Origin of the sequence: Bradyrhizobium erythrophlei (genome assembly GCF_900129505.1) — a bacterium.
GTDB lineage: Bacteria > Pseudomonadota > Alphaproteobacteria > Rhizobiales > Xanthobacteraceae > Bradyrhizobium > Bradyrhizobium erythrophlei_D.
In genome coordinates this window covers 3,400,632-3,418,252 of record NZ_LT670818.1, presented here as the reverse complement: position 1 = coordinate 3,418,252, position 17,621 = coordinate 3,400,632, and the positions used below count along the sequence as shown (strand labels likewise).

Sequence of the window (17,621 nt, the reverse complement as noted above, 5' to 3'; positions counted from 1 at the left end):
CTTCACTCCTCCCGATACCAGTCCTGCAGATTGTCCAGATCGTTGGCCCAGCCGCTCATCACCGGGCGCAGCGTGTTGGCGCTGGCACCGACCTTGACGCGGTGCATGACGGGAACGAACACCGTTTCCTGCCACATCAGGTCGTTGCACTTGATGTAGAGCGCGGCACGCTTGACCGGATCAATTTCGTTCTCGGCCGCGTCGACGGCCGCATCGTAATCCGCATTGACCCAGCGCGGGAAATTGGTGCCCTGCCACTTGTTCTCCTTGGTGGCGACGTAGCGCGAATGATAGCGGCGCATGTGCTGGGCCGGGTCTGGCTGGGTCATCGGGATCTGGAACATCTCGATATCGGCATAGAAATGGGCATAGGTATCGGGATTGGCGACATCGGAGGAAAAGAACACCGAGGCCACGACCGATTTCAGTTCGACGTCGATTCCGGCCTTCTGGAAGGCTTGCTTGACGATGGCCTGGGTCTTCTGGCGCGGCCCGTTGGTCGAGGTCTGGTAAAGCAGTTTCAGCTTCTTGCCATCCTTTTCGCGGATGCCGTCCGCGCCCGGTTTCCATCCGGCCTCGTCGAGCAGCTTGGCCGCCTTTTCGACGCTGAATTCCCACGAGGTGTTCTTGGAGACGAACTTCTCCGGCCCGTTAAGGTAGTTGGCCGTGACGCGTCCGGCGCGGCCGTAAATGACTTTCTTGATGGCCTCGCGGTCCACCAGCAGCGCAAGCGCCTTGCGCACGGCTGGATCGGACAACAGGGGGTGCTTGGTTTTCATCGAGGACCGCTCGCCGTCGACCTCGGTATTGGGATCGGTGGAATTGAGGGCGATGAATTCGATATCGCCGCCGACCGCATAGATGGTCCTGCCCTTGCCGCCCTTTTCGAGGCGCAGCAACACCTCGTCCTCCACCTGCATGTTCCAGGCATAATCATATTCGCCGGTCTGGATGATGGCGCGCGCCGCGGAGACCGCATCGCCGCCGCCCTTCAATTCGAATGTGTCGAAGTAGGGTCGGTTCGGCATATGGTAGTCGGGGTTGAGCTCGGCGCGGATGAGGTCGCTGGGCTTGAACTCGACGAATTTGTAGGCGCCGGTGCCGACGGGTTTGAGGTTGTTCGGAGCGTCGCGGGATTTGTCGCCCTTGTAGTCGGCGAACAGATGTTTTGGGAGGATGCAGCCATAGGCCCCGACGAAGGCGTTGGCCCAGAACGGGGTCGGCTTGTCGAACAGGATACGGACCGTAAGATCATCCACCTTTTCCACCGTGAGGTCGCGGTAGACGCCGACGCTGACCGCCGCAGTGGCGGGATCCGTGACGTATTGCCAGGTGAACACGGCATCGTCGGCGGTGAAGGGCTTGCCGTCGTGCCATTTGACGCCGGGCTTCAGTTTCCAGGTCACCGACTTGGCGTCTGCGGACAGACCGCCGTTCTGGATCGACGGAATTTCGGCCGCGAGAATGGCATTGAGGTTTCCGTCCACGTCCCAGCTCGCGAAAGGCTCGTAGAAGATGCGCGAAGCATCCTGGTCCTTGGTGCCGGTGGCAAAGTGCGGATTGAGCAGGGTCGGCCCCTGCCACCAGAGCAGCTTCAGCGGGCCGCCCCCGCCGCGCTTGGTCGGCTTGTAGGGTGACGGGCTCTGGGCCATGGCCACGCCGCCGATGGCCAGAAGCTGGGTGGCCATGGGCGCGGTGAGGCCGAGACCGATCATGCGCGCAATGAAGGCACGGCGGTCCATGCGGCCGTCCTTCACCCCGTCGATCATGGTTCGCAGTTCATTGTCCAGCATCGTCGCCTCGTGCGGTTCGCGTGTGGTTTGCGGGCGGCCGGAGGGTAGCCGCGTCAAATGTCCCCGGGAAGATGGCACACCGAACGCCCCGCAGGTCAACTTGTTGCGGTGTAGACGCGGAGGGTTTTCTGGTTGTTGCTTGGGCAAAGGCGCCCACCGTTTCGGCAATCCAGCGGTATTCGGGCGCCAAAGCGCGGTCCAGCACGCCCTGGATTGCTGAAAGTTTGTTCGCCACCTCACGCCCAAGACGCACTTAAGACGCGCGCAAGCCGCCTTGAGGATCAGTTCAGGGACATGTCCAGCGGCGGTGCAACATCGTCCGGCAAAGGGCTGACATAGGGCGTCCGCGCCGTGCGCTTCTTGAGGTCGCCCTTGGCGGCGGCGATCAGGCCGGGCTCCGTCAGCGCCTTGACGCCCAGCCCCGCCATCGCCTTGGCGGCCTGCACCATGGCCTTGTGCGCGTGCGGGCTTTTGCCCTGGGCGACCACCTGCCAGGTGTGCAGCGGGGTGCCGATGGCGATCGTCGGGGCGTGGACCTGAACGGTCGGGACCACCCAGCTCACGTCGCCCACGTCGGTCGAGCCGACCAGGGGGTTGCGCTTGGCGTCGAGCGGCACGAGGAAATCGGCCAGCGGACGGTCGGTGGGGTCCATGCCGATGGTGTGGTAGACGCTGGCGATGTCCTTTTCGGTCAGCGTCGCGCGGATTTTCGTGGCGAAATCCTTGTCTGCCTCGTCGAAATGGGGGGGACCGAGTTCCTCCATGATCCGGTGCAGCGTCTCCTCGAGCGGCGTGTTGTGCAGCGCATTGGAGACGGCGGAAATGATCCGCATCTCCATTTTGGTTTCCGTCATCAGCGCCGCGCCTTGCGCGATCTTGTGGACACGCCCCACCAGTTCGGTCATGCCGGGCAGGTCGCGGGCGCGGATGGAATAGCGCACGCGGGCATGGGCCTGCACCACATTGGGCGCGATACCGCCGGTGTCGAGCAAGGCGTAATGAACGCGGGCGTCGCTGGGCATGTGCTCGCGCATGTAGTTCACACCGACATTCATCAGTTCCACCGCGTCGAGCGCGCTGCGGCCGAGATGCGGCGAAGCCGCGGCATGCGAGGTGCGGCCGGTGAAGATGAAATCGGCGCGCGTGTTGGCCAGCGAAGGCGTGACCGCTACCTCCCAGAAGCTGGAAGGGTGCCAGGTGATGGCGATATCGACGTCATCGAAGGTCCCGGCGCGCACCATGAAGGCTTTGGCGGCACCGCCCTCCTCGGCGGGGCAGCCGTAATAGCGCACGCGCCCGGGCACCTTGTTTGCGGTAAGCCAGTCCTTCACCGCCGTGGCGGCGAGCAACGCGGCCGAGCCAAGCAGATTATGGCCGCAGCCATGGCCATGTCCTCCGGCCTCCAATGGGCGAGGCTCCGCCACGCCCGCCTCCTGGCTGAGACCGGGCAGCGCGTCGTATTCGCCGAGGAAAGCGATGACCGGGCCGCCCTCACCCCATTCGCCCATCACGGCCGTGGGGATGTCCGCGACATTCTCCGTGATGCGGTAACCCTGGCGGCGCAGCTCGGCCAGATGTTCGGCGGCGGAGCGCGCCTCGGTGTAGCACACTTCCGGCATCGCCCAGACCCTGTCGCTCAGGGCGATGAAACTCGCCTTGATCGCGTCAACGCCAAGCCAAATGTCACTGCGGTTGTCCATCCACGGGCCCCTGATCCAAATGCGAGAGCGAAATCGTTAGCAGCTTCATTCGGCCTCGCCTAGCGCCGGCCGGGACACCAGCCATGCGGCCGGCACGAAGGGCGGATCAGTCGCAGGGCAACGGATCGGGGTTCGCTGCGCAAGGCGATACAAGGCGATACGCACCCTGGCATCAGCCGCCGAGCAGCGCCAGCGTCCTGCGGTCCGGCGTGCCGCCGTAGAATTTCGTGATGGCTTCGGCGAATTCCGGCTCGGGCGACACCGCGGCGAACAGGGTCATCGACGAATGGAATTTGAGATCGTCGGGACTGCCGAGGATATCGTGGATGGTCCGGCCCTCGACGGCATTGACCAATACGGTGCATTCCCGCAGCCTTTGCCCCAAGACCTTGTGCCCGAGATAGGCCACGGCCTCCTCGCGGGAGCGAAGCGCAAAACGCTGCGCCATCGCGCTCAGCCCGAGGCCGGCAAACTGGGGAAAGATGAACCACATCCAGTGACTTTGCTTCCGGCCCCGGCGCAGCTCTGCGAGGACAGCGGCGTAGACCGGCGCCTGCGCATCGACGAAGCGCGCGAGGTCGAAAGGATCGGTCATGGTGCCGGCCTCGATTCGGTCCGGCCCGCATGCCCGACGAGCCGCCTTCGGGAAGGAACGGAACCGTCCGATAATTGTTCCTTTCCTCATCGTTTGCAACTTGTCAGGTCACCACCATGAGCCGAGCCTTCGTTAAGGAGCAGGACACCGATTACCTCGACGATCTGCCGGATCGGCCGATCTCGGAGCATCCCAATGATGTGACCGAGACAGGCCTCGCACGGATCGAACAGGCGCTGGCCACCGCCGGCGAAGCCTACGCCGATGCGCAGGCGACGGCCGATCGCGCCGCACTCGCGGCCGCGCGCCGGGAGCTTCGCTATTGGACCGTGCGGCGCGCCACCGCGCGCGTCGTCCCCGCCCCCTCGGACTCGTCCGAAGTGCGGTTCGGCGCTTCGGTGACGATCCTGCGCGACGACGGCCGGGAGCAGACGTTCCGGATCGTCGGCGAGGACGAGGCCAATCCCGCGCAAGGTTCCATCTCCCATATCTCGCCGCTGGCGCGGGCGATGTTCGGCAAACGCGTCGGCGATGTCGTCGCCGCCGGCGCCGGCGAAGCCGAGATCATCCGCATCCAGTGACAAGTCAGACGACCCAGTCGAACAGGCCGCCGCGCATCGCGTGATCGATCTCATCAAGCGTGAACTCGGCGAGCCCGGTCCGGTGTGGTGGACGGATGGCGCCCCGACCTCAATCGGCATGCGGTGAAAAACACCTCCTGTGCGAAATGGTATTTCCGGCTTTAAGGGCGAGCCGGCGGCGCGGGCAATGTATGTGAGTCCAGGCTGATCGAGACTTTCGCGACCGCCGTTTGCGACATAAGATCGTTATCGGTTGGCGCGCCGCAGTTCGCTCAAATTTGCGGGGTATAGCGCACCGGCAGGCCAGGAGAGTCTCCATGCCCTCTTTGACTGAATGGAAAGTGCCGCCGGCCAATCAGCCGCGCCCGGGCGACTACAGTTTCGATCTCGACCGGGTGCTTTCCTCGGTGGTTGGGCTGCATTCGATCATCCCCGCGGACGCCTTCAGCGCGGACACGCTGGGCACCGAGCGCGCCGGCAATGGCGTCGTGATCGACGACGGGCTAGTGCTGACCATCGGCTATTTGATCACCGAAGCCGAGTCGGTCTGGCTGCATCTCGGCGACGGCCGCGTCGTGGCAGGCCACGTGCTCGGCATCGATTTCGAGAGCGGCTTCGGCCTGGTGCAGGCGCTTGGCCGCATCGATCTCGATCCGTTGCCGCTCGGCTCCTCCCGCGCCACCCAGCTCGGCGACCCTGTCGTGGTGGGCGGCGCCGGCGGACGCACCCGCTCGGTCGCCTGCCAGATCGCCGCCAAGCAGGAGTTCGCCGGTTACTGGGAATATTTCCTGAACGAGGCGATCTTCACCTATCCGGCGCATCCCAATTGGGGCGGCACCGGGCTGATCTCGACCCGCGGCGAACTGATCGGGATCGGTTCGCTGCAGCTTGAACGCGAACGCGACGGCAAGGGCGAGCACGTCAACATGATCGTGCCGATCGATCTGTTGACACCGGTGCTCGACGATTTGCGAAAATTCGGCCGCGTCAACAAGCCGGCGCGGCCCTGGCTCGGAATGTACTCGACCGAGATCGACAACAGGGTGGTGGTGATCGGCATCTCCGCCAAGGGGCCCGCGGCGCGCGCCGAACTCAAGGCCGGGGACGTCATCCTGGCAGTGAAGGGCGAGAAGGTCTCCAGTCAAACCGGCTTCTACCGCAAACTCTGGGCACTCGGGCCGGCAGGCGTCGACGTCCCGCTCACCGTCTATCATGACGGCGTCACCTTCGACGTAACGCTGACCTCGACCGACCGCTCCAGGCTGCTGAAGGGCCCGCAGCTGCACTAGGGCCTGACCGGTTCTGACGGCATCAGAACCGATCTCCATTTGCTTTATCTGACGCGTTTTCTTCACGCGAACCGGTATCCACTTCGCTCGAAAACGCTATGGAATCGCACACGCGGGGGACGGGCAATGAGCGAGGCCGTGGTCGACGACATCGTGGCCGTGCTGCCGCCGCTGTTGCAGTCGCTCGAGGCGCTCGCTTTTGTCGCCCGTCATCTGAACCCGCCGGAATTCGCCGCGGTCATGATGGCCGCGGGCGAGCCGGACCAAGCCTTGCAGGCGGTTCGTCCGCGCCTCGCCGGCTGGCCCGAACCGTACGCCAGCATCCGGACCGCGCTCGAAGCCGCCAGCGACGCGGCGCTCAAGGCGTTCGCGGGATTGCGCGAGGTCCAGAACGGCAATGGCGATCTGATCGCGGTGTTTCGCGCACTGCGTCACGCCCCCCGCGCGCAGGAGGCGCTTTATCCGCTCGGGGCAAGATTGCCGCCGGTGAGCGAGTTTTTTGTCGATCCCGCCCTGCGCGAGGATGCAACCCTGCTGGCGCGCCTCGCGGAACCGGCAGCCGAAAACACCGGGATCTTTCACGACCACAACGAACCCGGCAGCCGCGGCGGCTTCTCACTGTATGTGCCGGAATATTACACGCCCGACCGCGCCTGGCCGCTGGTGATGGCGCTGCATGGCGGCAGCGGCAACGGCCGCGGCTTCCTGTGGAGCTGGCTGCGCGAGGCGCGCAGCCAGGGCGCCATCCTGGTGGCGCCGACAGCGACCGGCAATACCTGGGCCCTGATGGGCGATGACGACGACACTGCAAACCTCGGCCGCATTCTCGGCGCCGTGTGCAGCCGCTGGAACGTCGATCCGGCAAGACTGCTGCTGACCGGCATGAGTGACGGCGGCACGTTCTGCTACGTCACCGGACTTGAGAGCGCCTCGCCCTTCACCCATCTGGCGCCGGTCTCCGCCACCTTCCATCCGCTGATGGCGGAGATGGCCGACGGGGGAAGATTGCGCGGCCTGCCGGTCTATCTTGTGCACGGCCGGCTCGACTGGATGTTTCCGGTGCAGGTCGCGCGGCAGACCCGCGACGCGCTGGCGGCGGCCGGCGCCGATGTCACCTACCGGGAACTCGACGATCTCAGCCATTGCTATCCACGCGAGATGAACGCGCCGATCCTGAACTGGCTGAGCGGCAAAGGATGATGGTCAGACCATGCCGCCATTAGCACGCAGCACCTGGCCGTTGACCCATCCGCCGTCGGGACCGACCAGGAATGCGACCACGGCAGCGATGTCCTCGGGCGTGCCGAGCCGCTCCAGCGGATTCATCTTCGCCATGCGCTCGACCAGTTCGGGTGACTTGCCCTCGAGAAACAGGTCGGTCGAGGTCGGGCCCGGCGCCAGCGCGTTGACCGTGATGTTGCGGCCGCGCATTTCCTTGGACAGGATCGCCGTCATGGTCTCGATCGCCGATTTGGTGGCGGCATAGACCCCGTAGGTTTCCAGCTTGGTCCCGACCACGCTGGTGGAGAAATTGACGATCCGGCCGCCGTCGCGCAGCCGCTTGCCGGCCTCGCGCATCGCATTGAAGCTGCCCTTGAGATTGACCGCGATCTGCCGGTCGAACAGCGCGTCGTCACTGTCGGCGATCCTGGCAAGCGTCATGATGCCGGCATTGTTGACGAGCACGTCGACGCCGCCGAACGCGGCTTGCGCGGCGTCGAACATGCCGCGGACCGCGCCGGCATCGGCGACGTCGGCCTTGACGGCGAGCGCGCGGCCGCCTTTGCCCTCGATCTTACGGGCGAGTGTCTCGGCGGATTTTGCATTGGCGGAATAGTTGATGACGACGGTGAAGCCGTCGGTCGCGAGGCGTTCCGCCACCGCGGCGCCGATACCGCGCGAGGCGCCGGTGACGATCGCAACTTTGCTGGTCTTGTCGGTCATGTCTTCTCCTTGACGCAGTAAGGCACCCTTCATTGATGCACGGCTCACGTCCGTTTCAAGCCTTTGTGACGCCTGATGATTGGGCACATGCGACATAATCTCGTCCGAATTTTTCTCCAGAAAGGTAAAGAGAAGCGGGGGCGCTGGTCAGCGCGGAAACCACACCATGCCCTCGAATACTGCCCCTGCCTCCCAAAGTTTGCCTTCTCAAACCCTGCCTTCCCGCGCGTCTGCGTCGGTGTGGCTTTCGAAGGGCGTCGCACGCCTCGAAGTGACGCTGAAGCTGACCACCGCGATCCTCGCGCTGGCAGCCGGCGTCTACACCTATCTCGGCGTCCGCGAATTGCTCAACGGCAGCCCGACCACGGTGTTCTTCGCCGCGGTGATCTACTCGGTCGCAGTGTCGGTCGGCATTTACACGTTCTGGGTCTTCCTGATGCAGTTCATGCCGCATGTGACCCATCGCACCGGCCGCAGCCTGATGTTCGGCTGCATGCTGCTCGGCTCCCTGATGATCGTGGCGATGTCGTCCTGGCTGAATGCGTCGGCACTGGCCGGCGCCGCCGCTATCCAGCAGCATCTCGCCACCACGGTGCAGGATTACACCCGCGATCTCGATACCGCCAATACCGACGCCATCGCCGCCCAGGGGCTGTTGCCGGATATCCAGCTGGCGTCGTCGCGCTTCGCAAAGCTCGCCGATGCCGAACGCGCCGGCTCGCTGACGGGCACCTCGGGCTCCGGCACCGTCGTCCAGCTTCTGACGCAGATGTCGGGGCAGCTCGACAGTCTCGGCCAGGAAGTCCAGGCTTCCGGCAAGCGTGTCTCGGCTCTCTACGACCAAGGCAGCAAGAGTCTGGCCAGGATGCGCGAACTGATCAGCGATCGCGGACCAATCGCAACGCGCAGCGATGCATTCGCAACGGAATCGCTGGCGCTGATGGGCGTGATCGCCAATCTGCAGCAGACCTCCGTGGCGCCCGCGGTCAAACGCGCGGCGACATCGCTGTCGTCGAGCTTCATTGCGCCCGCCGCCGGCGGCCGCACCGCCGATCTGGCGGATCGCCAGACCGCGGTGGTCGGCAAGGTCGAGAGCTCGATCGGCGCGCAAGCAGCGTCGCTCTCGGATGCCGCGGACAAGATCCTGGCGACACCGCGGGTCGAACCGATCAGGTTCCAGACGCTGTCACCGGCCGAAGCGGTGTTGCGCTATGCCGGCGATTTCATTCCGAGCTGGGCCGGTGCGATATCGATCGACCTGATGCCGGCAGTACTCGTGCTGATCCTGTGCGTGGTGCACGCCGCGATCCGGCGCGAGGGGCTTCCGGCGGTCAGCGCGTCGAACATGACCGTCGGCGAACTGGTGTCGGCGATGCAGATGGCGCGCGAGGTCGAGGAAGCGCGGCTGAAGACCGCGCCGGGCGAGGTGCAGGTCGACGACGGCAAACCACCGGCCGCGGATCCCGCGGCTGCGGCGGCGGACGAGAATGTCACCTCGCTGCCGTCCGCGCGGCTCACCAAATAGTCTCCGCCGATGTCGCAGTCTTTGAGCCCGGGGCAACGCTTTCATGCCTGGCTGGCGGGTAGCGCCGACGAGGCCATCTTGCGCTGGATTTTCCGCTGCACGCTGGCGGTCACGATCACCGTCCTCGCGGTCGACCTCGCCAGCATGCAGGGCTGGATCGCGATACCAGATCGCGGCGCCGCAGCGCCAGCCGAGGTGAGGGAAGATTCACCGACGCTGAACCTTCCCAGCCTGGTGCCATCGATCCTGTCGCCGCTGCTGCCGGGCGGCGACAAGCGCCTGATGCCGCTGCCACAGCCCGACAGCGCACTCGCGCAACCGATGACGTTCGAACTAGTCGGCGGCGGCAAATTGCTGGCGACCGGCAGTATCACGCCAGGAATTTCGCAAAGCTTCGCTGCCGAGATCGGAAGACACGGCGACTACATCAAGACCGTGGTGCTGAATTCGCCGGGCGGTTCGGTGGCCGACGCGCTCGCCATGGGCCGGCTGATTCGCGAACGGAAATTCGCAACCGAGGTCGAGGCGGGAAAATACTGCGTCTCATCCTGTCCTCTGGTGTTCGCCGGCGGCGTCGAGCGCCGCGCCGGCCAGAGGGCATCGATCGGCGTGCATCAGGTCACGGCGATGCCGTCGGCCGCCAACCAAGCGCCGCGCGATGAGATGAGCCTGGCGCAAAATATCTCGGCGCGCTGCCAGCGCTATCTCGACGAGATGGGCGTCAGCCTGCAGGTATGGGTGCATGCCATGGAGACACCCCATGACAGGCTGTTTGTGTTCAAGCCGGACGAGCTGAAATCGCTCAATCTCGTGACAACGGCGGCTGCCGCGCCATCAGCTGCGCCAGCGCCGGCCAAGACCCATCTTTAACAAGACACATTTTTAACCTGGGCTGACCTTTTCCCGGCTGCCCGGCGCGAAAACGGGATGGAACCATCCTTCCCCGTTCGCGTTGTTGGCGTTCACAGGAGGTTCTCATGCGGGTTTTTCTTGGAATGATCTTGGGGGCGCTGCTGCTGGTCGTAGGCGTCTACACCTATGATTCGATGCAGACCTCCACCGTCGCCAATGGCCAGGTGGCCGAGGCCAATCGGACCATCGTTAACTGGGACGTCGCCGCCTCCGACTGGCACGCGCTGAAGACGCGCGCCCACGACGACTGGATCCGGCTGTCGTCCAAGTAGTCTCTCAAACAATCTCTCAGGTCGTCGCGAAAATATCCGCGAGCCGGTCAGCCAAATAAGCGCCTTCGCCTTGCGGCGAGGGCGTTCTGCCTTTGTCTGCGCTATTTCCTCTTCATTTCTTCTTCACTTCTTTTTGGCCGCTTTTCGCGCGTCGGCGATGGCCATGCCGAACTGCTCCATGGTGAGCACGCCCGGCACGCGGAATTTGCCGACGATGAAGGACGGCGTGCCGTTGAAGCCGAACGCGCTGGCCTGATCGTTGTTGCGCGCGAGAACCGCGTCGATCGCCTTGGCGTTGGTGTCGAGGTCGCGGGCGGCACGGTCGACATCGATGCCGGCGCTGGCCAGCAGTTCGCGGATGCGCGGCTCGGTCAGCTTCGAGTTGACGCCGATCAGCGCGTCATGGGCCTGAAGATATTTGTCCTGGTATCTGCAGGCCAACGCCATCCGCGCAGCAACGACCGAGACCGGTCCCAGAACCGGCCAGTCCTTCTGCACCAGCCTGACCTTGCCGTCGTCATGCACCACCTGCTTCAGTTCGGGCTCGACCTTGCGGCAATACGGACATTGGTAATCGAAATACTCGACGATCGTGATGTCGCCATTGGGATTGCCCGCCACCGGAATATCTGGATCGCGCAGCACCAACGCTTCGGTCAGCACCGTCTCGTCGCTGTTTTGCGCCAGCGCCGCGCGTGGCAGGATCCCCAGGCCCAGCATGGCGGCGCCCGCGCCGAGCAGGCCAAGCGCCTCGCGCCGGCTGCGTCCCTGATACGGCGGCGCCGGATCGATCGATTTCATCATCCAAAGGTCTCCGGGCCGGCGCTCAAGGCGCGCTCATCAGAATAGGGGTCAAACTGCGGACCAACATATAGAGCGCTACCGCGATAATGACAGCGGCAAACACGACATTCAGCGCCCCGCGCCGCGCCGCGAGATGCCGCGCCGACCGAGTGCCGATCAATCCGCCGGCGATGCCGCCCGCGATGAAGATTCCCGCCAGTTGCCAGGAAATCAGCGCGGACCAGGCGTAACTGGCGGCCGTCGTCAGCCCGAACGCGGTCACCGCGACCAGCGACGAGGATACCGCGTTCAGGATCGACATGCCCGTCGCCAGCATCAGCGCCGGCACGATCAGGAAGCCGCCGCCGATGCCGAAGAAGCCGGACAGGGTTCCGGTGGCGAGCCCCAGCCCGACAATGGCGGGCATGTTGGACCAGCTCATCTGCACGTCGGGCAGCCCGACCCGCGCCCGCGTCTTCAGCATCAGCGCCGCGATCACCAGCATCACCAGCGCGAACAGTGCCAGCAGCTTCTGGCCGTCGAGCATCTTGCCGAAGATCGAGCCGACGAAGGCGCCGATGATGCCGGCGGCGGCGAAAGTCAGCGCGCATGACCAGCGCACGGTGCCGCCGCGCGCATGGTTCGACAGATTGAATGCGGCATTGGTTGCCACGGCGATGGCGCTGGTGCCGATCGCGACATGGGGGTCGGGCACGCCGACCACATAGACCATCAGCGGCACCGCCAGCACCGACCCGCCGCCGCCGACCAGCCCCAGCGAAAATCCGACCAGCGCGCCCGATAGCAGCCCGAGCACGCCCTGCATCACGGAGATCATCAAGTCGGTAACATCACTTGCACGGCGGGCCCCCAGGGAATTCCAGGCGATTTTCTGAGATGATTTTCTGCAAATCTCTATGACGGCGTTGGCGCGAAACTGCAATCGATATCAGCGCGCCAGCAGCGTCACCGCCAGCGGCACCAATAGCGAGGTCACGAGCGCGTTGAGACTCATGCCGATGCTGGCGAACACGCCCGCGACCGCATCGACCTGGAACGCCCGCGCGGTGCCGAGACCGTGCGCCGCGATCCCGACCGCGAATCCTCGGGCGCAGAGGTCCCTGGTGCCGAGCCGGTTCATCAAGGGGGTGACGATCATCGCCCCCATGATGCCGGTGAGGATGACCGCGACCGCCGTCAGCGACGGATCGGCATGCAGGGATTCGCTGATGCCCATCGCAACGGCCGCCGTGACCGACTTCGGCGCCAGCGACACCACCACGGTGCGCGGCAGCCCTGCGGCCTCCGCCAGCAACATCGCCGAGCCGATCGCGGTCACGGAGCCCACCGCGAGCGCCGCCAGCATCGGCAGGATCGCCGCCAGCGCCGCCTTGCGGTTCTCGTAGAGCGGCACGGCGAGTGCCACCGTCGCCGGCCCGAGCAGGAAGTGCACGAACTGCGCCCCCTCGAAATAGGTCGTGTAGGAGGTGCCGGTGAGCAGCAGGAATGCCCCGATAATCCACATCGAATGAAACACGGGATTGGCCAGTGCGTGCCGATGGGTCGCAAGCGATACCGCGTCGGCGACCGCGTAAATCAGCAACGTCACGGTCAGCGACAACAGCGGCGACTGCGAGAGATAGACCCACAGCGAGAACGGATTTTCGCTCATGGCGCGCCCCGCCCGTGCGCCGTAAGCCGGCTCACAACCAGGAACGTCGCCACCGTCGCCAGCAGGGTCACCACCACGGAGAGCAGCAGCACGACGACGATGGCGATGCCATGGGCTGCGATCAGATCGAGCTTCTGCACGACGCCGACACCGGCGGGAACGAACAACAGCGACAGATGCGCGAGCAGGCCGCGGCTGGCATTCTCCACACCGCCGCCCTGCAGCGGCCCGCGCGCGAGAACGGCAAAACGATCGCGCGCTACCAATAGCGACAGCAACAGCACGAGGCCGACCACCGGACCCGGCATCGGCAGCGCGAGAGCGCGCACAAAGACTTCGCCGGCCAGTTGGCACAGCAGGATCAAGCTTAAACTTGCGATCATCAAAGACCTGCGCGCAGAGAACTTGCGCATCAGGCGTTTCCCGCACGCGCTTGTCAATCGCCGCGCAGCACGCCTCCGCGGGGCTCTCAGCCGCGCCACGGCAGCGCCATCAAGGTTGCGGTCATGGTCTCGATCAGGGTCTCGGCGCCGGGCCTCGCACCGGAGCGGGCCGACGCGCAGGCCTTCCAGTTTTACTGCCGACTCAACCCTTCAGGCGAACGACGCACTCGCTGTAGTAACCGCCGCCCTTTTCGATCCATTTCATGCCGCCATTGCCGTTCGACGCCTTGTTGGCGTTGAATTGATCCGCACACGTAAGTGTCCGCGCTTTTTCCGGACTATCGCCGGAGTATTTCGGCGCGACGGCCGCAGGAAATACCACCTCAACGGTGCTTGCTCCGCACTCCTGTTGGCGAAATTCCTTCCATTTGCGCCCCTTCAGTTTGCCGGACAGTTCCGCCGCCATATATTTCAGGGCGCATCCCGGGACGGTTCGTTCGGGCCTTGGGACTTCGGCTGTCGACGTCGCGGCGGGCGGCGAAGAAGTTGCCGCAGACGATTGGTCTTGCGGTTGCTTCGACTCCAGCGGCGGTGTCGTTGCAGATTCCTTGGGCCCGCCTGCCTGGGCGAGCAGGTATGCCGAATGATCGGGCAGCGCTGCATTTCGATGAACCGAAACAACCTCCGGCGCGCGACTGTCCGCTGTCGCCGAGGCGGTCTGGGAAAATGCGATAAGGCCGATCGATGTAGCTATATTCCAGCCAAGCTTTCCCATGCCCCTCCTCGTGAAAATTCAGCCCGTCGTTGTTACGGGCGGACAGGTCCAGGCACCGCCCGGACCTGCCGCCGTGTCGAAAGGCGCCTAGCTTAGCCCTTCAGCTTCTTGTTGCACTCGCTGTAATAGCCGCCGCCCTTCTGGATCCATTTCAGGCCGCCATTGCCGTTGGTGGCCTTGTTGGCGTTGTACTGGTCGACGCAGGTGTGCATGCGGGCCTTGCCGGCGGTTTCCTTGGCGTATTTCGGATCCACGGCGCTCGGGAATACCGCAGGGCCGGCCGGCGTGGCAGGTGCCGCAGCGGGAGCGGCTTCCTTCTTCGGCTTGGCTTCGGCCTCTTTCGGCGCCGCCGGTGCGGCGGGTGCTGCCGCAGGAGCTGCGGCCGGCGCCGCGGCGGCGTCGGCTCCGCACTGGGCCTTGCGGAAATCATTCCACTTCTGACCGTTGAGCGTGCCGGCGGTCTTGGCGGCCTGGTATTTCGCACTGCACTCCTGCGCGGTCAGGGCCTGCGCCGGCGCGGTTGCGACGAACGCGGCAAAACCCGCCACGGCAAAGGTGCACAATAATTTTGCTTGAATGGTCATCCTTGGTCTCCCTGGGGCGGAACGATCCGCAAGTTCCCCATCCTAGCGCAGTGACCGCGCCTGACAACGGAGCGATTTATCGCCACGCCAAAATATCGTGCCGCGAAAATACGGCTTCCCCCTACTTCATTCATCCACGGTTCAGCATTGCGGCGCGACGTTGCCCTCCTCTTCAACCTGAGGTGCTCCCATGATGACGATATCCTCCCGGGTGGCCGCGACCGCCATCGCCTCCCTGTTCCTGATCAGCTCGGCCTTCGCACAAACCCCGGCGCCGGCGACGCCCGCACCGGCTGCAAAGACGGAAAAGAAGGCCGAGAAGCCGCGGTCCGCGGAATCGATGCAATGCTCGAAGGACGCCGATGCCAAGAGCCTCCACGGCAAGGAGCGCAAGAAATTCATGTCCGAATGCAAGAAGGCGGCAAAGGACGCGATGGCCAAGCCGAAGACGTAACCGCGGCTGCACCCTCGCCTCCCCATAGTCTTACCCGTCACCGGGGCTCGCCGAAGGCGGGGCCCGGTGACGCCTGCATGACGGCGAGCCGTTTTTCCGGACGCGCATTGCTGCACCGCGCTGGCGCATTTGTCCCCACCTCACGAATTTGCCATAAGGCGGCGTGAGCCTGATCCCCGCATCGATGGCCTTTGCCATCCCCACCCGCGCCAAAACCCTCAACGTGCTCGAAACCCTCGTGATCGGCACCGCCGGGGGCGCGCTGTTTCTCGTGGCCAATCTGCCGGGCGGGCTGATTTCCGGCGCCATGATCGCGGTCTGCATCGCGGCGATTGCGGGAAGGCCGCTGGTGGTAACGCCGATCCTGACCCAGACGGTGCTGGTGCTGCTGGGGATTTCGCTGGGCTCGCTGGTGTCGCGGCAGCTGCTGCAGCACATGGGTGCCTATCCCCTGACCATCGGCCTCTTGGCACTGGCGACGTTCTGCTCGACCTTCGGCTCGAGCCTTTATTTGCAGCGTGTCCACGGCTGGGACCGCACCTCGGCATTCCTCGCCGGAAGTCCCGGCGCGCTGTCGCAGATCACCATGCTCGCCATCGAGCGCGGCGCCGACGTTTCGGCGATCGCGGTGGTGCAGACCATGCGTGTGATCATTCTCACCGCAGCGCTTCCGATGTTGCTGGCGCTGACCGGAATTGCGCCGTCATCCCCGCCCGCGGCGGCGACCGCGATCGCCTCGCCGCTCGAGCTTGCCGAGCTGATCGCGGCCTCGGTCGCGGTCGCGCTGTTGCTGCGATTGATCAAATTTCCGGCGAGCTGGATGTTCGGCGCGATGATCGGCTCCAGCGTGCTGCACGGCACCGGGGCGATCGAGGGCGGCCTGCCGCCATGGGTACGGGCGATCGCGCTGGTCGGCATCGGCGCGCTGATCGGCTCGCGCTTTGCGCGGATGCGGCCAAAAACCCTGCTCAGCCACGTCAATGCGGCGGTGGGGTCGTTCGCCATCGCGGTGGCGATCTCGGCTGTCTTCGTCGCGGTGATCGCGCTGACCACCCACGTCCGGTTCGCCGACATCATCGTCGCCTTCGCGCCGGGCGCCATGGACGCGATGCTGGCGCTCGCGCTGACGCTGCACATCGATCCGATCTTCGTCGGCGCGCATCACCTTTCGCGCTTTGTCTTTGTCACCATCGCAACCCCCGGCATCATCCATCTGTTCGGACGGCCGCAGGAAGACGTCGACGATTAGCGCCGGGTCGGTTCCGATTGCCGGCGAGGCCGATTCCCGAGACCTATTCTAATGTCACGTTTGTAAACACGTGCGTGAAATCAACTGGCATTCCTATGCCGCGATGCGCATCTCCGCACCACCGGGGGCTCTCACACCGTAAGGAAACAGAGCCATGACGAAAATTCTTCCGCTAGCGGCCTCGATGATGTTGCTGGTTGCGGTCTCAGGACAGGCATTTGCACGCACGGCCCCGCCGAACACGCGGCATCGGCCTCAAGTAACCGATCTTTCCGCTTACGGCGCATTCGATCAGATGCCGCCGACATCGGCTGCCGAGTTCAACACGCACCGCGATTTCAACACGCACCGCTATGAAGGCGGACCGAAATCGAACGATTGACGTTGCCGGGACGGGTTCTCGCTGACGCGCGGGAGCCCGTTTCAGCCCCGCGCGGCACGCTTGACGCCCCAGGCGGCGATCGCGGCCATCAAGAGCGAGATCAGCACGTCGTAGCCGGCGAGCGATAGGCCGAGAAACTTCCACTGCACCTCGTCGCAGCGGACCACCTTGACGGTGTCGAGGCGCTCCAGCAGGTTGCCGGCGCTGCCGAGATTGCCGACCGGGCCGGTGCAGGCGGTCGGCCCCTGCCAGAACCCCCATTCGACGCCGGCGTGATAGGCGGCGAGCCCGGCATTGCCGAGCGTCGCCAGCGCGATGACGGCAAGGCCCGCGACCAGCGCGCCGCGCGGCGCGTCCTTTGCCGCGCCGATGGCGGTCAGCGCGCCGAGCGGCACCACCAGGTAATAGGCGTAGCGCTGCGCGAGGCAGAGCTCGCACGGTTGGATACCCATCACCAGCTGGATGAACCACGCCCCCGCCAGCGTCGCCGCCGCGATCGCCGTGACCGCAAGCGCCGCCGTCAGCGCCGGGTTGGCGGCGCCGCGCGTCTGCGAGGGATTTGCAATGGTGCCGGACGTCAAGGTGATCTCCTCTGGCGAAAGCGTCCTAGCCTGCGCGCCCCGCCCTGTCGAGGCGGCCGCGATCACAGCGGAGTGTTTTGTCGGTTCGATGACAGGTGGAAGCGGCTCGCCCCTGAACGGTACATCCGCCGCGGCCGACATGGGCGT

At 65.0% G+C, this 17,621-nt stretch carries 20 protein-coding genes; 9 read left to right on the top strand and 11 right to left on the bottom strand.

What is annotated here, in order from left to right:
• Positions 1-2: 2 nt before the first annotated feature.
• The 3 genes from B5525_RS15740 to B5525_RS15730 all read right to left on the bottom strand — a co-directional run bounded on the left by B5525_RS15740 (position 3) and on the right by B5525_RS15730 (position 4,088).
• On the bottom strand, positions 3-1,793 hold the full coding sequence (locus B5525_RS15740; protein ID WP_079573430.1) for a peptide ABC transporter substrate-binding protein: 1,791 nt from the start codon (positions 1,791-1,793) through the stop codon (positions 3-5).
• Positions 1,794-2,074: 281 nt separating this feature from the next.
• Positions 2,075-3,493, bottom strand: coding sequence for a M20 family metallopeptidase (locus B5525_RS15735; protein WP_079566814.1), 1,419 nt, complete (start codon positions 3,491-3,493; stop codon positions 2,075-2,077).
• Between the two features lie 172 nt (positions 3,494-3,665).
• Positions 3,666-4,088 carry a DUF1810 domain-containing protein gene (locus tag B5525_RS15730; protein WP_079566813.1) on the bottom strand — a complete coding sequence of 141 codons (423 nt, stop codon included), beginning with the start codon at positions 4,086-4,088 and terminating at the stop codon, positions 3,666-3,668.
• A 116-nt stretch (positions 4,089-4,204) separates the two neighbouring features.
• Between B5525_RS15730 and greA the strand changes: the two genes are divergently transcribed.
• The 3 genes from greA to B5525_RS15715 all read left to right on the top strand — a co-directional run bounded on the left by greA (position 4,205) and on the right by B5525_RS15715 (position 7,158).
• A complete protein-coding gene (gene greA / locus B5525_RS15725; RefSeq protein WP_079566812.1) occupies positions 4,205-4,669 on the top strand; it encodes a transcription elongation factor GreA in 465 nt (154 codons plus the stop codon).
• 317 nt (positions 4,670-4,986) lie between these two features.
• A complete protein-coding gene (locus B5525_RS15720; RefSeq protein ID WP_079566811.1) occupies positions 4,987-5,958 on the top strand; it encodes a S1C family serine protease in 972 nt (323 codons plus the stop codon).
• Between the two features lie 126 nt (positions 5,959-6,084).
• Positions 6,085-7,158, top strand: a complete 1,074-nt coding sequence (locus tag B5525_RS15715; protein WP_079566810.1) for a phospholipase — start codon at positions 6,085-6,087, stop codon at positions 7,156-7,158.
• Positions 7,159-7,161: 3 nt separating this feature from the next.
• On the opposite strand, the gene B5525_RS15710 is transcribed toward B5525_RS15715, so the two are convergent.
• Positions 7,162-7,902 carry an SDR family oxidoreductase gene (locus B5525_RS15710; protein ID WP_079566809.1) on the bottom strand — a complete coding sequence of 247 codons (741 nt, stop codon included), beginning with the start codon at positions 7,900-7,902 and terminating at the stop codon, positions 7,162-7,164.
• A gap of 166 nt (positions 7,903-8,068) precedes the next feature.
• Between B5525_RS15710 and B5525_RS15705 the strand changes: the two genes are divergently transcribed.
• The 3 genes from B5525_RS15705 to B5525_RS15695 all read left to right on the top strand — a co-directional run bounded on the left by B5525_RS15705 (position 8,069) and on the right by B5525_RS15695 (position 10,611).
• Entirely contained in the window at positions 8,069-9,427 is a 1,359-nt protein-coding gene (locus B5525_RS15705; protein WP_079566808.1) for a hypothetical protein, read from the top strand.
• A 9-nt stretch (positions 9,428-9,436) separates the two neighbouring features.
• Positions 9,437-10,297, top strand: a complete 861-nt coding sequence (locus B5525_RS15700) for a hypothetical protein (protein WP_079566807.1) — start codon at positions 9,437-9,439, stop codon at positions 10,295-10,297.
• Between the two features lie 107 nt (positions 10,298-10,404).
• Positions 10,405-10,611, top strand: a complete 207-nt coding sequence (locus B5525_RS15695) for a hypothetical protein (protein WP_079566806.1) — start codon at positions 10,405-10,407, stop codon at positions 10,609-10,611.
• A 123-nt stretch (positions 10,612-10,734) separates the two neighbouring features.
• On the opposite strand, the gene B5525_RS15690 is transcribed toward B5525_RS15695, so the two are convergent.
• The 6 genes from B5525_RS15690 to B5525_RS15665 form a co-directional block, all read right to left on the bottom strand.
• The gene (locus B5525_RS15690) at positions 10,735-11,412 is read right to left on the bottom strand and encodes a DsbA family protein (RefSeq protein ID WP_079573428.1); all 678 of its coding nucleotides are present in this window, start codon (positions 11,410-11,412) and stop codon (positions 10,735-10,737) included.
• A gap of 25 nt (positions 11,413-11,437) precedes the next feature.
• Complete coding sequence (locus B5525_RS15685) at positions 11,438-12,232, bottom strand: sulfite exporter TauE/SafE family protein (protein WP_079573426.1); 795 nt, start codon at positions 12,230-12,232, stop codon at positions 11,438-11,440.
• Between the two features lie 111 nt (positions 12,233-12,343).
• Positions 12,344-13,066, bottom strand: a complete 723-nt coding sequence (locus B5525_RS15680; protein WP_079566805.1) for an LrgB family protein — start codon at positions 13,064-13,066, stop codon at positions 12,344-12,346.
• Entirely contained in the window at positions 13,063-13,449 is a 387-nt protein-coding gene (locus B5525_RS15675; protein ID WP_079573424.1) for a CidA/LrgA family protein, read from the bottom strand. Before B5525_RS15675 ends, B5525_RS15680 begins: the two co-directional genes overlap by 4 nt.
• Positions 13,450-13,651: 202 nt before the next feature.
• A complete protein-coding gene (locus B5525_RS15670; protein WP_244567913.1) occupies positions 13,652-13,915 on the bottom strand; it encodes a hypothetical protein in 264 nt (87 codons plus the stop codon).
• 401 nt (positions 13,916-14,316) lie between these two features.
• Positions 14,317-14,808: a hypothetical protein gene (locus B5525_RS15665; protein ID WP_079566804.1), complete on the bottom strand. Its 492-nt coding sequence runs from the start codon at positions 14,806-14,808 to the stop codon at positions 14,317-14,319.
• A gap of 193 nt (positions 14,809-15,001) precedes the next feature.
• On the opposite strand from B5525_RS15665, the gene B5525_RS15660 reads away from it, so the two are divergent.
• From B5525_RS15660 to B5525_RS15650, 3 genes are all read left to right on the top strand, one after another.
• On the top strand, positions 15,002-15,262 hold the full coding sequence (locus B5525_RS15660) for a PsiF family protein (RefSeq protein ID WP_079573420.1): 261 nt from the start codon (positions 15,002-15,004) through the stop codon (positions 15,260-15,262).
• Positions 15,263-15,425: 163 nt separating this feature from the next.
• Complete coding sequence (locus B5525_RS15655; RefSeq protein WP_154073254.1) at positions 15,426-16,511, top strand: AbrB family transcriptional regulator; 1,086 nt, start codon at positions 15,426-15,428, stop codon at positions 16,509-16,511.
• A 154-nt stretch (positions 16,512-16,665) separates the two neighbouring features.
• Positions 16,666-16,893 (top strand): hypothetical protein, encoded by a 228-nt coding sequence (locus B5525_RS15650; RefSeq protein ID WP_154073253.1) that lies wholly within the window; start codon positions 16,666-16,668, stop codon positions 16,891-16,893.
• A 41-nt stretch (positions 16,894-16,934) separates the two neighbouring features.
• Here B5525_RS15650 and B5525_RS15645 read toward each other — a convergent pair whose 3' ends face one another.
• Positions 16,935-17,474, bottom strand: coding sequence for a disulfide bond formation protein B (locus B5525_RS15645; RefSeq protein ID WP_079573418.1), 540 nt, complete (start codon positions 17,472-17,474; stop codon positions 16,935-16,937).
• Positions 17,475-17,621: the final 147 nt, after the last annotated feature.

What these genes read in the sequence shown, in the direction of transcription:
- B5525_RS15690 (WP_079573428.1), bottom strand. Translation starts at nt 11,412, where the DNA reads ATGAAATCGATCGATCCGGCGCCGCCGTATCAGGGACGCAGCCGGCGC.
- B5525_RS15650 (WP_154073253.1), top strand. Translation starts at nt 16,666, where the DNA reads ATGACGAAAATTCTTCCGCTAGCGGCCTCGATGATGTTGCTGGTTGCG.
- B5525_RS15740 (WP_079573430.1), bottom strand. Translation starts at nt 1,793, where the DNA reads ATGCTGGACAATGAACTGCGAACCATGATCGACGGGGTGAAGGACGGC.
- B5525_RS15705 (WP_079566808.1), top strand. Translation starts at nt 8,069, where the DNA reads ATGCCCTCGAATACTGCCCCTGCCTCCCAAAGTTTGCCTTCTCAAACC.
- B5525_RS15685 (WP_079573426.1), bottom strand. Translation starts at nt 12,232, where the DNA reads ATGATCTCCGTGATGCAGGGCGTGCTCGGGCTGCTATCGGGCGCGCTG.
- B5525_RS15715 (WP_079566810.1), top strand. Translation starts at nt 6,085, where the DNA reads ATGAGCGAGGCCGTGGTCGACGACATCGTGGCCGTGCTGCCGCCGCTG.
- B5525_RS15695 (WP_079566806.1), top strand. Translation starts at nt 10,405, where the DNA reads ATGCGGGTTTTTCTTGGAATGATCTTGGGGGCGCTGCTGCTGGTCGTA.
- B5525_RS15665 (WP_079566804.1), bottom strand. Translation starts at nt 14,808, where the DNA reads ATGACCATTCAAGCAAAATTATTGTGCACCTTTGCCGTGGCGGGTTTT.
- B5525_RS15720 (WP_079566811.1), top strand. Translation starts at nt 4,987, where the DNA reads ATGCCCTCTTTGACTGAATGGAAAGTGCCGCCGGCCAATCAGCCGCGC.
- B5525_RS15675 (WP_079573424.1), bottom strand. Translation starts at nt 13,449, where the DNA reads ATGATCGCAAGTTTAAGCTTGATCCTGCTGTGCCAACTGGCCGGCGAA.
- B5525_RS15680 (WP_079566805.1), bottom strand. Translation starts at nt 13,066, where the DNA reads ATGAGCGAAAATCCGTTCTCGCTGTGGGTCTATCTCTCGCAGTCGCCG.
- B5525_RS15700 (WP_079566807.1), top strand. Translation starts at nt 9,437, where the DNA reads ATGTCGCAGTCTTTGAGCCCGGGGCAACGCTTTCATGCCTGGCTGGCG.
- B5525_RS15670 (WP_244567913.1), bottom strand. Translation starts at nt 13,915, where the DNA reads ATGGCGGCGGAACTGTCCGGCAAACTGAAGGGGCGCAAATGGAAGGAA.
- B5525_RS15660 (WP_079573420.1), top strand. Translation starts at nt 15,002, where the DNA reads ATGACGATATCCTCCCGGGTGGCCGCGACCGCCATCGCCTCCCTGTTC.
- B5525_RS15735 (WP_079566814.1), bottom strand. Translation starts at nt 3,493, where the DNA reads ATGGACAACCGCAGTGACATTTGGCTTGGCGTTGACGCGATCAAGGCG.
- B5525_RS15710 (WP_079566809.1), bottom strand. Translation starts at nt 7,902, where the DNA reads ATGACCGACAAGACCAGCAAAGTTGCGATCGTCACCGGCGCCTCGCGC.
- B5525_RS15730 (WP_079566813.1), bottom strand. Translation starts at nt 4,088, where the DNA reads ATGACCGATCCTTTCGACCTCGCGCGCTTCGTCGATGCGCAGGCGCCG.
- greA (WP_079566812.1), top strand. Translation starts at nt 4,205, where the DNA reads ATGAGCCGAGCCTTCGTTAAGGAGCAGGACACCGATTACCTCGACGAT.